This is a genomic window from Thiopseudomonas denitrificans, assembly GCF_002866065.1.
GTDB lineage: Bacteria > Pseudomonadota > Gammaproteobacteria > Pseudomonadales > Pseudomonadaceae > Thiopseudomonas > Thiopseudomonas denitrificans.
The window spans coordinates 12,763-25,848 of record NZ_LNJZ01000007.1; the positions used below are offsets into that span (position 1 = coordinate 12,763).

Here is a 13,086-nt window from a genome sequence, read left to right on the forward strand (position 1 = left end):
CTTAGCCCTCGACCACTTCGGCCTTTTCGATGATCACGTCTTCGGCAGGCACGTCCTGGTGGCCGGCACGGTTGGTGGTCTTCACTTCCTTGATGGCGTTGACCACGTCCATGCCGTCAACCACTTCACCGAACACGGTGTAGCCCCAGCCCTGCAGGGTAGGGGCGGTGTGGTCCAGGAAGTTGTTGTCCTTCACGTTGATGAAAAACTGGGCGCTGGCAGAGTGCGGCTCCATGGTGCGGGCCATGGCAATGGTGCCGGTCTTGTTGGACAGGCCGTTGTTGGCTTCGTTCTTGATCGGTGCGCGAGTGCTCTTCTGCTCCATGCCGGGCTCGAAACCGCCGCCCTGGATCATGAAGTTGCTGATCACGCGATGGAAGATGGTGTTGTTGTAGTGACCGTCCTTGACGTACTGGGTGAAGTTGGCCACGGTTTCCGGAGCCTTGTCAGCAAACAGCTTGAGGGTGATTACGCCATGGTTGGTGTGCAGTTTGATCATCGTCGGGTTCCATCAATCATAAAAACGAACGGGCTGTCGGAAGAATGACAGTTTTGCGCTATGATAAGCCCTTTGTACATTTTAGCCTACCCCTGTGCGCAGCCAGCGGGGGTTCACCTGTTTAAGGACATCATGAGCAAGCCAGAATCTTCGGTCACTGTTGCCGCCAACTTTCTTCGCACCATCATCCAGGAGGACCTTGAGTCCGGCAAACACGGCAGTGTTGTCACCCGTTTCCCGCCGGAACCCAATGGTTATCTGCACATCGGTCACGCCAAATCCATCTGCCTGAACTTCGGCATGGCCAAGGAATTTGGCGGCGTTTGTCATTTGCGCTTTGACGACACCAACCCGGAAAAGGAAGAGCAGGAATACATCGACTCCATCAAGGACGACATCCACTGGCTGGGCTTCGACTGGGATGGTCCGGTGCGTTACGCCTCCGACTACTTTGAACAGCTGTATGACTGGGCGATTCACCTGATTAAAACTGGCAAGGCGTTTGTGTGTGATTTGTCGCCAGAAGAAGGCCGTGAATACCGTGGCAGCCTGACCGAGCCGGGCAAAAACAGCCCGTTCCGCGAGCGCAGCATCGAGGAAAACCTCGACCTGTTCCAGCGCATGCGTGCCGGCGAGTTTGCCGAAGGCGAGCGTTCGCTGCGTGCCAAGATCGACATGACCTCGCCGAACATGAACATGCGTGACCCGGTGCTGTACCGCATTCGCCATGCCGAACACCACCAGACCGGTAACAAGTGGTGCATCTACCCGAGCTACGACTTCACCCATGGCCAGTCCGATGCCATCGAACTGATCACACACTCCATGTGTACGTTGGAATTTGAAGACCACCGCCCGCTGTACGAGTGGTTCCTGGACAACCTGCCGGTACCGGCCAAGCCGCGCCAGTACGAGTTTGCCCGCCTCAACCTGAACTACACCGTGACCAGCAAGCGCAAGCTCAAGCAGCTGGTGGACGAAAACCATGTGTCCGCCTGGGACGACCCGCGCATGTCCACCATCAGCGGCTTCCGTCGCCGTGGCTATACCCCTGCGTCCATCCGCAATTTCTGCGACATGATTGGCGTCAACCGTGCCGGCGGCATTGTCGATCTGAGCATGCTGGAGTTTTGCATCCGCGAGGATCTGGACGCCAACGCCAGCCGCGCCATGTGCGTACTCAACCCGGTCAGGGTGGTGATTACCAACTATCCCGAAGGCCAAACCGAGCAACTGGAACTGCCGCGTCACCCGAAAACCGATATGGGCACGCGCACGCTGCCGTTCTCACGTGAAATCTATATTGATGCCAGCGACTATGAAGACGAGCCGCCCAAGGGCTACAAGCGCCTGTCGCCCGGCGTCGAAGTGCGTCTGCGTGGCAGTTACGTGATCCGCGCCGACGAAGCGATCCGTGATACCGACGGCACGCTGCTCGAACTGCGTTGCAGCTATGACCCCGACACCCTGGGCAAGAACCCGGAAGGCCGCAAGGTCAAGGGCGTGATTCACTGGGTGCCGGCCGCCGAGAGCGTCGAGTGCGAAGTGCGTCTGTACGACCGCCTGTTCAAAGAGCCGAATCCAGACAAAAACGCCGAGGGCGAAGACGTGCACTTCCTGGAAAACGTCAACCCGGACTCGCTGGTGGTGCTCAAGGGCTGCCGCGCCGAGCCGTCGCTGGCTGATGCTCAAGCAGGTGAAGGCTTCCAGTTCGAGCGCGAAGGCTATTTCTGCCTGGACAGCAAGGACAGCCAGCCCGGTGCACTGGTGTTCAACCGCACCGTGACCCTGCGTGATTCCTGGGGAGCCAAATGACACAATACATCTACAACACCCTGAGCAAGCAGAAAGAACCGCTCAGGCCGCTGGTTGACGGTCAGGTACGCATGTACGTCTGCGGCATGACCGTGTACGACTACTGCCATATCGGCCATGCCCGGGTGATGGTGGCCTTTGACGTGGTTACCCGCTGGCTGCGCCGCAGCGGCTACGATGTCACCTATGTACGCAACATCACCGACATCGACGACAAGATCATCAACCGTGCCAACGAAAACGGCGAGCCGTTTACCGCACTGGTCGAGCGCATGATCGCCGCCATGCACGAGGACGAAGCCCGCCTCAATGTGCTGCGCCCGGATATCGAGCCGCGTGCCACCGGCCATATCGACGGCATGTTCACGATGATCCAGTCCCTGATCGACAAGGGCTATGCCTACGCACCCGGCAATGGTGACGTCTATTACCGCGTCGGCAAATTTGCCGAATACGGCAAGCTGTCGCGCATCAAGCTGGACGACCTGCGCTCCGGCGCCCGGGTCGAGGTCGGCGAAGCCAAGGAAGACCCGCTCGATTTCGTGCTGTGGAAAGCCGCCAAGCCCGGCGAGCCAAGCTGGACGTCGCCCTGGGGCGAAGGCCGTCCCGGCTGGCACATCGAGTGTTCGGTAATGTCCACCTGCTGTCTGGGTGACACCTTCGACATTCATGGCGGCGGCCCGGACCTGGTGTTCCCGCACCACGAAAACGAGATCGCCCAGAGCGAGGCGGCCACCGGCCAGACCTATGCCGAAACCTGGATGCACGCCGGTGCCGTGCGGGTCGATGGCGAGAAGATGTCCAAGTCACTGGGCAACTTCTTCACCATCCGCGAGGTGCTGGAAAAATACCCCGCCGAGGTGGTGCGCTACCTGCTGGTGTCCAGCCATTACCGCAGCCCGATCAACTATTCCGAAGACAGCCTGAAAGAAGCCAAGGGTGCGCTGGAACGTTTCTATCTGGCGCTGAAAGGGCTGGAGCGGGTCGAGCCGGCCGGTGGTGAAGCCTTTGTCGAGCGCTTTGCTGCGGCGATGAATGACGACTTCAACACTCCCGAGGCTTGTGCCGTGCTGTTCGACATGGTGCGCGAGGTCAACCGCCTCAAGACCAGCGACATGCAGGCTGCAGCCGGTCTGGCCGCGCAGCTGCGCAAACTGGCCGAGGTGCTGGGTGTGCTGCAACTGGAAGCCGACGAATTCTTGCTGGCCGGCAGTGCAGATAAACTGGCACCGGCCGATATCGAGAGCATGATCGCGCAGCGTCTGGCCGCCCGTGAAGCAAAGGACTGGGCCGAATCCGACCGCATCCGCGATGAACTGGCGGAGCAGGGCGTGATTCTGGAAGACAGCAAGGGCGTGACCACCTGGCGCTATGCCTGATCCTGCAGGAATGGGCTTAGCCTGATCAGTAGCGATTAACCCGGGATTAGCCCCTGACAGACAATTATCAGGGGCAAGCCCTTCGTACAGTGCTGCGGTTCGCGCGTATTTGGTACGGTTGAGCAACAAGAAAAACCAAGAAGGAATAACCATGCGTTCGTTGATTACAACAGGCGTTGCCGGCCTTTCACTGGCAGCCTGCCTGGCCTGGAGCCCGACATTGCTTGCTGACGAGAACTGGCAGAGCGATGACTGGAAGTACATCAGTGCAGAAGACCCCTGGGAAAACTGGAACCGCAAGGTATTCAGGTTCAACGACACCCTGGATACCTATGCCCTGAAACCGGTGGCTAAAGGCTACCAGAAGATCACGCCCAAACCGGTACGCCGCAGCGTGCGCAATTTCTTCGGTAACCTGGGCGAAGGCAAAAATCTGGTCAACAACCTGTTGCAGGCCAAGTTCCATGATGCCGGTGTGGATACCGCGCGCTTTTTGTTCAACACCACGTTCGGGGTGCTGGGCATCTTTGACGTGGCCAGCAAAATGGGACTGCAACGCAATGACGAAGACTTTGGTCAGACCCTGGGCAAGTGGGGTGTGGGCAGCGGGCCTTATGTAATGCTGCCGCTGCTTGGCCCGAGCACATTGCGTGACGCGCCGGCACTGGTGCCGGATGCCTACAGCACAGTGTATCCGTATATCAGACAGGACCGTCCACGCTATGGCCTGGCTGCCGCCGATGTGGTCAGCAAGCGGGAGAGCCTGCTCAGTGCCGAAGAGCTGGTATCCGGCGACAAATATGTCTTTATGCGTAATGCCTGGCTGCAGAACCGCGAGTTCCGGGTCAGGGATGGCAATGTGGTCGACGACTTCTAGTCCTCTTGCCGGCTGACTGCGGTTGCCGCACTCAGCCGGTTCCCGGGTGCAGCTGTTCTGCCAGCCTCAAACGACCCTTTGCTTTCGTGCGCGAGCGCAGGGCTCGTCGCGTCGGTCACTCTGTGATTGTGCAAGAATGACCAACTGCAACAACTTGACCGGTTAAAGCATCTTCTCGATGTGCAACCCGAGGACATGCTCATTGCCGTCAGCCGGTTCGCAGCGCACTACCGTGGCGGTGGCTTTGAGGCCGCTAAGCGAGCTGTGCTGCGAACCGATCTCCACCTCGACCTGCTGACCGGCGGCAAGCTGGCAGGCCGCGCGCAACTGCATGCCGGTACTGGACAGGTCGATGCAAACGGCAGGGATACTTTGGCCGTTAACGTACAACACTGCCTCGCTGTTCAGGTTCATGCGGATGAAATCACGTTTTTCGTCATAATCACGCAAGCGTTCACTCATGTCTGGCTCCGGAGCTGGGCAAAACGGTGCAGTATTTTCCGCTTGTCGGCAGAGCGAAAGCCGTTGACGTAGCGGTTGAATCCTGCGGTTGATAGGAGTACCTTTGCCGCATCTTAAAGCAATGAGCGGTTCATGACAAAAACCAGCATAGCAACCTGCACTGCAGACACGGCCATGCCGGCCGGGCTCACCCTGGATGTCCTGCTGGAAGACCAGAGGGCGGGGCGCTCTCTGCAGGAACATATACGTCCACGCAGCGGCAGCGTGCTGAGCGGCATCAGGTTTGACCACAGCATCATGCCGGCGCTCTACATGAGCGGTGATGCGGTGGATTTCTTCAGCCTGCCCGACGGGCGCATTTTGGCCTATCTGCTGGATGTATCCGGGCATGGCACGGCAGCTGCCTTGCTCAGCATGTTCATCAAGAGCACCGTGCGCTACAGCCTGGCCATGCAGCCGGGTGCCACCGCCGCTTCCGTGTTGTCTGATGTCAACCAGGCCTTGCTGGACGCCGACATGCGCAAGTATGGCACCATGCTGTGCATGATTTTTTCACCCCGCGACAACAGCCTGCAATGGAGTCACGCCGGGCATACGCCCCGGCCGGTACTCTGGACTCGGGAAGCTGCACAGCTGCTGCCGGGGCAGGGCCAGCCGGTCGGGCTGTTTGCCGGAGCAGACTATGCAAACCAGCAGCTGGAACTGTCACAGGAGTTTGCCCTGTGCCTGTTCAGTGACGGAATTCTGGATGCCCTGGCTGGTGATGATCTGGCCAGCAGGGAAACATCACTGGTAAGCTGTGTAACCCGGCATGGTGGCGACTTCACACAGTTGTGCAACGAATTGCTGACCAGTGACATGCACCCCGATGACCGTTCCGTTTTTGTTATCAGCAGGCCAGGACATGAGTAGCGGAAAAATCAGGTATGCCGTGCAGGATGGCAGTTTCATCCTGAAATGCAGTGGCGATGTGCGCCTGACGTATTGTTCCGTTCTGAACGATACCATCGAACAAAAATTCACCCGTGGGCGCTTTCAGTCCGTCATCATTGACCTGACCGAAGTGGACAGCATCGACAGTACCACTCTGGGGCTGCTGGCCAAGCTGTCGATCCTGTCGCGGGAAAACTTCGGCATGCTGCCAACCCTGGCCAGCACCAATCCGGACATCAGCCAGCAGCTGGAGGCCATGGGCATGTGTCGGGTGTTCAATATCGTACACACGCCGACGCCCTGTCCCGAATGCCTGACCGACCTGCCGGAACAACCCCAGGACCAGGCTGTGGTACGTGAACGGGTGCTGGAAGCGCACCATATCCTGATGGCGCTGAACGAGTCCAATCGTGAAGAGTTCCGCGATCTGGTCAGCATTCTGGAAGGCACCGGCAAGAACTGCTCAAACGCCTGAGCCGGTATTTATAACCTTCCATGCCAATCACCTGTTTCTGCCTGTACGAATAAATTCGTACCTACAGGTGTTGTCACGCCACATGCATTTCCGTAGGTGCGAATTCATTCGCACACGTATTTCCGGGCCTGGTCATGCCGGGTTTGTCCGGATAAATCCGGACCTACAGTAGCACCCCGTAGGTGCGAATTCATTCGCACATTAAAACCTCAAGTAATCAGGCAAACAGTGCTTCCAGCTTGCGCTGGTCCACGGCAAAGGCGCGGATGCCTTCGGCCAGTTTTTCGGTAGCCATGGCGTCTTCGTTGTGCGCCCAGCGGAAAGCGGCTTCGTTCAGCTCGATGCGTGCCTCGCCAGCCTGTTCCGCTGACAGCAGGCGCGGCAACGGGCCATCCAGTGCCGCCAGCTGACTGATCAGCTCGGGGCTGATGGTCAGGCGGTCACAGCCGGCCAGCGCCTCGATCTGGCCCAGATTGCGGAAGCTGGCACCCATCACCACGGTGTTGAAACCGTTGCTCTTGTAATAGCGGTAAATGCGTGACACCGACTGCACACCGGGATCGTCCAGCCCGCTGTAATCCTGACCGGTGGATTTTTTGTACCAGTCATAGATGCGGCCAACAAAGGGCGAAATCAGAAATACCCCGGCATCGGCACAGGCTGCAGCCTGTGCAAAGGAGAACAGCAGCGTCAGGTTGGTCTGGATGCCCTGTTTTTCCAGGCGCTCGGCCGCGCGGATGCCTTCCCAGGTGGAGGCGATCTTGATCAGGATGCGCTCCTTGCCCAGCCCTTTGGCCTCGTATGCCCCGATCAGCTGAAGGGCAGCGGCGTAGGTGGCTTCTTCATCAAACGACAATCGTGCATCGACCTCGGTGGAGATGCGACCCGGAATCAGCCGGCTGATTTCCAGCCCTACAGCCACGGCAAAAGCGGTGGCTGCCTGCCCGGCATCACCCTCGTGCCCGTTGCGTGCCTGCTGCAACAGGCCGGCATACTGCTCCTGCTGCGCCGCCTTCAGCAGCAGCGACGGATTGGTGGTGGCGTCCTGCGGTTTGAGGCTGGCAATCAGGCTGACATCGCCGGTGTCGGCAACCAGGGTGGTGTATTGCTTGAGCTGTTCGAGTCTGGAGGTCATGGCGGTTGATCTTCTGGTCGGGTCAAAAATTGCCCGACAGATTAGCAGCTGGACCGGCCTCGCGCCATAGCGCCCGGAGTCGCAATGATGACGTGGTCAACGTCCCTGCAACACCTCGATGGCCTGATCGAATACCAGCAGCGGGTTGTCGGTGCGGTGGATATCTGCAGACAGCAACTGGCGAAAACGGCGGGCACCGGGAAAACCCTGTGCAATGCCCAGCAGGTGACGGGTGACATGCACCACCTTGCCGCCGTTGCTGCAATGACGCTCGATGTAGTCGCGCATGGCCAGAAGCACCTCGGTACGGGTTTGCGGACTGTGACCGGGCAGACCGTACAGGCGTTCGTCCACCTCGCGCATCAGCCAGGGGTTGGCGTACACCTCACGGCCCAGCATCACGCCATCGAAGTGCTCAAGGTGCTGCTCGCACTCATCCAGCGTCTTGATGCCGCCGTTAAGGCTGAACTGCAGGGCGGGGAAGTCTTCACGCAGCTGGCGGGCAATGTCGTAGCGCAGCGGCGGCACATCGCGGTTAGCCTTGGGTGACAGGCCTTCAAGGATGGCAATGCGCGCATGCACGATGAAGTGCTTGCAGCCGGCCTCGGCCACAGTGCCGACAAAATCCACCAGCTCTTCATAGCTGTCACGGCCATTGATGCCGATGCGGTGCTTTACGGTAACCGGAATGTCTACCGTATCGCGCATGGCTTTCACGCCATCAGCCACAAGTTGCGGATGGCCCATCAGACAGGCACCGATCATGTTGTTCTGCACCCGGTCGCTGGGGCAGCCGACGTTGAGGTTGATCTCGCTGTAGCCCCATTGCTCGCCCATCCTGGCGCACTGTGCCAGCTCCTGCGCATTGCTGCCGCCCAGCTGCAGCACCAGCGGGTTTTCGCTGGCATCAAAATCCAGATGGCGCGGCGCATCACCGTGGATCAGCGCACCGGTGGTGACCATCTCGCTGTACAGCGTGGCATGCTTGCTCAGCAGGCGCAGAAAGTACCTGCAGTGACGGTCTGTCCAGTCCAGCATGGGGGCAACGGCAAAACGGCCGGGAAAAGGGGAGTCTTGAGTCATGACAACAAAAACATCAAAGATGGAAAGGTGCGGATTGTAGCACTGTTAGGGTTTTCAGCAGACTGACAGCACGCTCAATGCTCGGAAGTCCGCATGGCTTAGCTTCGTTTGAACGGTTGATTTGTTTTTAAAGGGTGTTCTTTTGCATAAGTTGCTGGCACAAAAAAGCCCGTGCGGGACGGGCTTTTGAGAAAGGGTTGCTGACTTTAGAATTTGCTGTTGGCAGCCTCAAGAACGGCACACTGACGCCGAGAAGCAGCGGCAATAACCTTGCTGTACACCTTCTTCTTGTCTTTTGACTTGGTGTTGCGGAGGAAATCAGAAAGTGGGGACGACGAAGCCAGCTGTTCTTTGGAACCAAACAGTTTCATGCTCGACACTCCATGGATTAGGGTAGTTGAAGCGTAAGGGCTTCAAGGGTATAGCGCTCAGGGACGTGATGATCAATCGAGTCCACGTTGCCCTGGTAGAATTGCAGGCCATTGTCCATATTTTTGACGACCAGGTCCACAGTTATTTGGCTTCCGAAGTTTGCTTTCAGGCAGTTAACCGCTTCCCTTGCTGCAAAATACTGTTCGATGAAATGTTCTTTCAGGATTCGTCTCCCTTCCATGGCCTCACGGGCCTGGACAAACTGCCAGGCCAGAAAAGGGTCTTGATAGACATATAGAATAAGCACTTCGCGGCCTCTGCCCAGGCAGCGTTCGATGTTGTGGGAAGCCTTCTGGAAGTTGCTAAGGGTGCCATCCAGAATAAAGCTCTGCTTCTGTTTCAGGGCCAGGTCGAATACCTTTTCAACCAACACACTAACTGCCGGCTGAAAGATCCAGGAGTTAGAGCCATCGTAGCTTTCAAACCGGGTTCTGTATTGGTCAGGATCGACCAGTAGAACACTATCCCCTTTGTCTTGGGCCAGTATCTCCGCCAAAGACTCGGATACTTCCGTTTTTCCTGCGCCGGGTGAGCCAGCCATGAAGATGGTTACCGGCTTTTTCTCAGGTGGAAATTTTTCCCTGTTCGTTTGAGCACGGCCAAAAGACTTCTTGTTGCGGCGCGCCCATGCCAGTGCTTCTTGCTGGAGCCTAGTTTCGTCTGTGGTCATCATGAGTCCTTCCTGGATATTTTTCCTTGTGCGTTCAGCAAAGCCAAGCTATGGCTATGGACGAAATAGCTGGCTATGCCGGGATGATAGCAAAAGACAGCAAATACTAGTGGCTGTCAGTTCCAGCCAAACAGCCGTTGCAGGTTGGCACTGGTCTGGCGTGCCAGCTGCTTGGCTGGCATATCCAGCAGCTCATCTGCCAGCAGGCGGCACAGCTGTGGCAAGTGCTCGGGGCTGTTGCGCTGGTTGGCGGCGAAGGCGGGGGCCATGTCGGGGCTGTCGGTTTCCAGCACCAGCTGTTCCAGCGGCAGACGGGGCAGCAGGGCGCGCAGCTTGCGGGCGATGGGCCAGCTGTAGGCACCGCCAATGCCGAGCAGAAAGCCCAGCTTGCGATACTCCAGCGCCTGCTCATGGCTGCCGTTGAAGGCGTGGATGATGCCACCACGGGCTACCGGAATGCGTTTGAGGGTGGCAATCACCTCGGCATGGGCCTTGCGTACATGCAGGATCACCGGCAGCTCGAACTCTTGTGCCAGCTTCAGTTGTTCCTCGAAGTAGAACTGCTGTTGCTCTCGGTCGAGATCGGTCAGTTGCCAGTCCAGTCCGATTTCACCGACGGCGCACAATCTGGGGTGCTGGCGGCGTTGCTGCAGTTGTTCACGCAGTGCATCCAGGTCTTCCGGCTGGTGATCGGTCAGAAAGTAGGGATGCAGTCCAAGCGTGCCGTAGCAGTCGTCATGCTGTTCGACCACCTGCCACAGTCTTGGCCAGTATTCACGACTGATGGCGGCCAGCACAAAGCCCTGCACACCTGCCGCCCGGGCACGGGCCAGCACTTCGTTGCGGTCGGCATCAAAGTCGGGAAAGTCCAGGTGGCAATGGCTGTCGATCAGGTTCATGGGATTGTTACTTTTTGATGTCAGGTTGAATGATGGTCACAGCAGCAATGAAAATGGTTCCAAGCACGACAGCACCAACGGTTAGAGCGCCATCGGCAGCTACAGTAACAGGGGTCAGGGCAACACGACCAGCCAGGGATGTGCGGCGATATGAGCTGACAGTGACCGGAATTTCGTAAGCAGTTTCAAAACGGGTAGCGGCGCTGTTTACTTCTTCACTTGCCTGGTAAATCTTGCCGTCAAGCTGGAGTTTGAGGTGAGCGGGGGATGCTTCGCCCTCAGTCTGGTGCTTCAGTGCCTGTTGCAGGGCGATGATGTTGTTTCTCAGGTCACGACGGCTGGATGGAGACGGTGTGGCATCGGGGTTGGCCAGGGTTTCGCTGGCGATGTCGTGCAACTCCTGGAACAGCACGGTATCGCTGCCGGCCGGGTCAAGCTGCATGTGAATTGTGACTCTTGTCGTGGCCTTGTCACCGTTGATCGAGGCGCTGTCAGCACTGTACTGGATGTTTTTGTCTCCGGTGTAACGGAAGGCGTGCACAAACAGGGGGTCGGCCTTGAAAATGTAATGATAGTTTTGAGCGATAAAAACCAGAGAGGCATCATCTTCAGTGATGAAGATACCGTTGACGGTTTCGGTAAGGCTTTCAAATCTGGTTTTTCCGTTCCATAGGTCACTGGTGGTTTGAGTGCAGGCGCTGCACGACAGCACGATCAGCATTAACAGGGCGATTGTCTTTTTCACGGGAGCACATCCTTTTGCGTAATGAGCTTTTGATAACCGGGGTTTGCCGGCTGATGATAAGGAAAAACAACACGGCAGGGTATTGCAGCTTCAGTTCCATGATCACAGGCCGATATAGTGCCAGTAGCCTAAATTCCTGCAGGAGGGCATAACCATGTTGAATCCCGTATCCCGTCCAGTCATGCCTGAAGTCGGCAGCATCAAGCGTGACCAGGCTGTTGCGCCAGCCACTGGCAACGAAGAAGCGCAAAAGGCCGCTGCCAGCAGCCGCGAAGGCCAGAAGGCACAGCTCAGCGCACAGATCATGCAGGCGTCGATGGATGTATCGATCAGCTCCGGCAACAACTCGCTGGCGTTGCTGTACCGCAGCGCGATCGACAGCATCAACGAGCACCTGGCGCCGGCGCTGGGGCCTAATGCCATCCAGAATGCCATGGGCCAGGATAACAGCCCCGAGGGCACGGCCGGCCGCATCCTGTCGATGTCCACCGGTTTTTACGAGGCCTATGCGGCGCAGCGTCCGAACGATGATCCTGAAGAAGTGCTGCGGGACTTTGTTGATGTCATTCGTGGCGGCTTCGAGAAAGGCTACAACGAAGCCGTCGGCATCCTGCAGGGGCTGGGCGTGATGGGTGAGGGCAGTTTTGTCGCCGAGGAAATCGGCAAGACCTTCACGCTGGTGCAACAGGGCTACGATGATTTCCTCGAAAGCATGCTGGCCAGACTAAAGCCCGCTGAAGCTGAAGGCTCGCAAGAACCCGCCGGCGCTTGATGCAGTCAATCAGGAGTCGGCAAACCTTTCATTGAGCTCTTTGGCCGGTGTGCCCTGACCCAGGGCGTCAAACCGGCCCTGCTCGGCAATCTGCCGTGCCGCCTGTAAAAAACCATTCCAGGCGGCGCGTGCCAGGGCACCGCCGACACTGATGCGGCGCACGCCCAGACTTTCCAGCTCTGCCACTGACAGGTCGGAGTCCCAGCCGATCAGTACATTAACCGGCTTGGGCGCTACTGCCCCGATGACGGCGGTGATCTGTTCGCGGGTACGGATGCCGGGAGCGTACAGGCAGTCGGCACCGGCTTTTGCATAGGCTTGCAAACGGTGCAGGCAATCATCCAGGTCGGGCATACCGACAAAGAAATGTTCGGCGCGACCGGTCAACAGTACCTTGCTGCCCGAGGCATCAATGGCTTCGCGGGCGGCCTGCAAGCGTTCCAGTGACTCTTCCAGCGGACGCAGCGGCGCATCCGGGTTGCCGGTGGAGTCCTCGATGGACAGACCGGCCACGCCGGTTTCCGTGGCGCGCAATACGTTGCGGTAAACGCCTTCGGCGTTGTCGGCAAAGCCGCTTTCAAAATCCGCATTGACCGGCAATGAGGTGAAGGCTGCCAGTTGTTGCAGGTGTTCCAGTGTCTGTTCCAGTCCCAGATGGCCGTCGGCGTGGCCGCGGCTCCAGCACAGCCCGGCGCTGGTGCTGGCCAGTGCCTTGAAGCCCATCTGCTCAAGCGCCCGGGCGCTGCCCTGGTCCCAGGGGTTGGGCATGACAAAGCAGCCGCTCTGGTGCAGGGCATGGAAGGCGTTACGTTTTTCCTGTGTGTTTTTCATCGGATTTCCCGTTTTTATTGTTGTCGGAATAATCGCATGATGGCACAAACAGGCCGCTTTGCCTGCCTGGCATGCTCAG

General features: G+C 58.1%; 15 protein-coding genes. 6 read left to right on the forward strand and 9 right to left on the reverse strand.

Features of this window, described 5'->3' with window-relative positions; genetic code table 11:
• Position 1: 1 nt before the first annotated feature.
• Entirely contained in the window at positions 2-499 is a 498-nt protein-coding gene (locus tag AR306_RS05915; protein WP_101496645.1) for a peptidylprolyl isomerase, read from the reverse strand.
• 132 nt (positions 500-631) lie between these two features.
• On the opposite strand from AR306_RS05915, the gene AR306_RS05920 reads away from it, so the two are divergent.
• The 3 genes from AR306_RS05920 to AR306_RS05930 all read left to right on the forward strand — a co-directional run bounded on the left by AR306_RS05920 (position 632) and on the right by AR306_RS05930 (position 4,570).
• Positions 632-2,314 (forward strand): glutamine--tRNA ligase/YqeY domain fusion protein, encoded by a 1,683-nt coding sequence (locus AR306_RS05920; protein WP_101496646.1) that lies wholly within the window; start codon positions 632-634, stop codon positions 2,312-2,314.
• Complete coding sequence (cysS, locus tag AR306_RS05925; protein ID WP_101496647.1) at positions 2,311-3,693, forward strand: cysteine--tRNA ligase; 1,383 nt, start codon at positions 2,311-2,313, stop codon at positions 3,691-3,693. Before AR306_RS05920 ends, cysS begins: the two co-directional genes overlap by 4 nt.
• A 151-nt stretch (positions 3,694-3,844) precedes the next feature.
• Positions 3,845-4,570 carry an MlaA family lipoprotein gene (locus AR306_RS05930; RefSeq protein ID WP_101496648.1) on the forward strand — a complete coding sequence of 242 codons (726 nt, stop codon included), beginning with the start codon at positions 3,845-3,847 and terminating at the stop codon, positions 4,568-4,570.
• 162 nt (positions 4,571-4,732) lie between these two features.
• Here AR306_RS05930 and AR306_RS05935 read toward each other — a convergent pair whose 3' ends face one another.
• Positions 4,733-5,032 carry a PilZ domain-containing protein gene (locus AR306_RS05935; RefSeq protein WP_101496649.1) on the reverse strand — a complete coding sequence of 100 codons (300 nt, stop codon included), beginning with the start codon at positions 5,030-5,032 and terminating at the stop codon, positions 4,733-4,735.
• A gap of 132 nt (positions 5,033-5,164) precedes the next feature.
• Between AR306_RS05935 and AR306_RS05940 the strand changes: the two genes are divergently transcribed.
• Together AR306_RS05940 and AR306_RS05945 are read left to right on the forward strand one after the other, a co-directional pair.
• Positions 5,165-5,944 carry a PP2C family protein-serine/threonine phosphatase gene (locus tag AR306_RS05940; protein ID WP_101496650.1) on the forward strand — a complete coding sequence of 260 codons (780 nt, stop codon included), beginning with the start codon at positions 5,165-5,167 and terminating at the stop codon, positions 5,942-5,944.
• On the forward strand, positions 5,937-6,440 hold the full coding sequence (locus AR306_RS05945; protein WP_101496651.1) for an STAS domain-containing protein: 504 nt from the start codon (positions 5,937-5,939) through the stop codon (positions 6,438-6,440). The genes AR306_RS05940 and AR306_RS05945 overlap by 8 nt, the downstream gene beginning before the upstream one ends.
• Before the next feature lie 217 nt (positions 6,441-6,657).
• On the opposite strand, the gene tal is transcribed toward AR306_RS05945, so the two are convergent.
• From tal to AR306_RS05970, 6 genes are all read right to left on the reverse strand, one after another.
• Positions 6,658-7,575, reverse strand: a complete 918-nt coding sequence (tal, locus tag AR306_RS05950; protein WP_101496652.1) for a transaldolase — start codon at positions 7,573-7,575, stop codon at positions 6,658-6,660.
• 96 nt (positions 7,576-7,671) lie between these two features.
• Positions 7,672-8,658 (reverse strand): tRNA dihydrouridine(20/20a) synthase DusA, encoded by a 987-nt coding sequence (dusA, locus tag AR306_RS05955; protein ID WP_101496653.1) that lies wholly within the window; start codon positions 8,656-8,658, stop codon positions 7,672-7,674.
• Positions 8,659-8,864: 206 nt separating this feature from the next.
• Positions 8,865-9,029 (reverse strand): hypothetical protein, encoded by a 165-nt coding sequence (locus AR306_RS13365; protein WP_166627807.1) that lies wholly within the window; start codon positions 9,027-9,029, stop codon positions 8,865-8,867.
• A gap of 17 nt (positions 9,030-9,046) precedes the next feature.
• Complete coding sequence (locus AR306_RS05960; RefSeq protein ID WP_338066589.1) at positions 9,047-9,763, reverse strand: zeta toxin family protein; 717 nt, start codon at positions 9,761-9,763, stop codon at positions 9,047-9,049.
• 113 nt (positions 9,764-9,876) lie between these two features.
• Positions 9,877-10,659 (reverse strand): TatD family hydrolase, encoded by a 783-nt coding sequence (locus AR306_RS05965; protein ID WP_101496654.1) that lies wholly within the window; start codon positions 10,657-10,659, stop codon positions 9,877-9,879.
• Between the two features lie 7 nt (positions 10,660-10,666).
• A complete protein-coding gene (locus AR306_RS05970; RefSeq protein ID WP_133539572.1) occupies positions 10,667-11,404 on the reverse strand; it encodes a hypothetical protein in 738 nt (245 codons plus the stop codon).
• 154 nt (positions 11,405-11,558) lie between these two features.
• On the opposite strand from AR306_RS05970, the gene AR306_RS05975 reads away from it, so the two are divergent.
• Positions 11,559-12,176 (forward strand): DUF5610 domain-containing protein, encoded by a 618-nt coding sequence (locus AR306_RS05975; protein WP_101496656.1) that lies wholly within the window; start codon positions 11,559-11,561, stop codon positions 12,174-12,176.
• 9 nt (positions 12,177-12,185) lie between these two features.
• Here the strand turns inward: AR306_RS05975 and AR306_RS05980 are convergent, their stop codons facing one another.
• Positions 12,186-13,007, reverse strand: coding sequence for an isocitrate lyase/PEP mutase family protein (locus AR306_RS05980; protein WP_101496657.1), 822 nt, complete (start codon positions 13,005-13,007; stop codon positions 12,186-12,188).
• Between the last annotated feature and the right edge of the window lie 79 nt (positions 13,008-13,086).

What these genes read in the sequence shown, in the direction of transcription:
- AR306_RS05915 (WP_101496645.1), bottom strand. Translation starts at nt 499, where the DNA reads ATGATCAAACTGCACACCAACCATGGCGTAATCACCCTCAAGCTGTTT.
- AR306_RS05920 (WP_101496646.1), top strand. Translation starts at nt 632, where the DNA reads ATGAGCAAGCCAGAATCTTCGGTCACTGTTGCCGCCAACTTTCTTCGC.
- cysS (WP_101496647.1), top strand. Translation starts at nt 2,311, where the DNA reads ATGACACAATACATCTACAACACCCTGAGCAAGCAGAAAGAACCGCTC.
- AR306_RS05930 (WP_101496648.1), top strand. Translation starts at nt 3,845, where the DNA reads ATGCGTTCGTTGATTACAACAGGCGTTGCCGGCCTTTCACTGGCAGCC.
- AR306_RS05935 (WP_101496649.1), bottom strand. Translation starts at nt 5,032, where the DNA reads ATGAGTGAACGCTTGCGTGATTATGACGAAAAACGTGATTTCATCCGC.
- AR306_RS05940 (WP_101496650.1), top strand. Translation starts at nt 5,165, where the DNA reads ATGACAAAAACCAGCATAGCAACCTGCACTGCAGACACGGCCATGCCG.
- AR306_RS05945 (WP_101496651.1), top strand. Translation starts at nt 5,937, where the DNA reads ATGAGTAGCGGAAAAATCAGGTATGCCGTGCAGGATGGCAGTTTCATC.
- tal (WP_101496652.1), bottom strand. Translation starts at nt 7,575, where the DNA reads ATGACCTCCAGACTCGAACAGCTCAAGCAATACACCACCCTGGTTGCC.
- dusA (WP_101496653.1), bottom strand. Translation starts at nt 8,658, where the DNA reads ATGACTCAAGACTCCCCTTTTCCCGGCCGTTTTGCCGTTGCCCCCATG.
- AR306_RS13365 (WP_166627807.1), bottom strand. Translation starts at nt 9,029, where the DNA reads ATGAAACTGTTTGGTTCCAAAGAACAGCTGGCTTCGTCGTCCCCACTT.
- AR306_RS05960 (WP_338066589.1), bottom strand. Translation starts at nt 9,763, where the DNA reads ATGATGACCACAGACGAAACTAGGCTCCAGCAAGAAGCACTGGCATGG.
- AR306_RS05965 (WP_101496654.1), bottom strand. Translation starts at nt 10,659, where the DNA reads ATGAACCTGATCGACAGCCATTGCCACCTGGACTTTCCCGACTTTGAT.
- AR306_RS05975 (WP_101496656.1), top strand. Translation starts at nt 11,559, where the DNA reads ATGTTGAATCCCGTATCCCGTCCAGTCATGCCTGAAGTCGGCAGCATC.
- AR306_RS05980 (WP_101496657.1), bottom strand. Translation starts at nt 13,007, where the DNA reads ATGAAAAACACACAGGAAAAACGTAACGCCTTCCATGCCCTGCACCAG.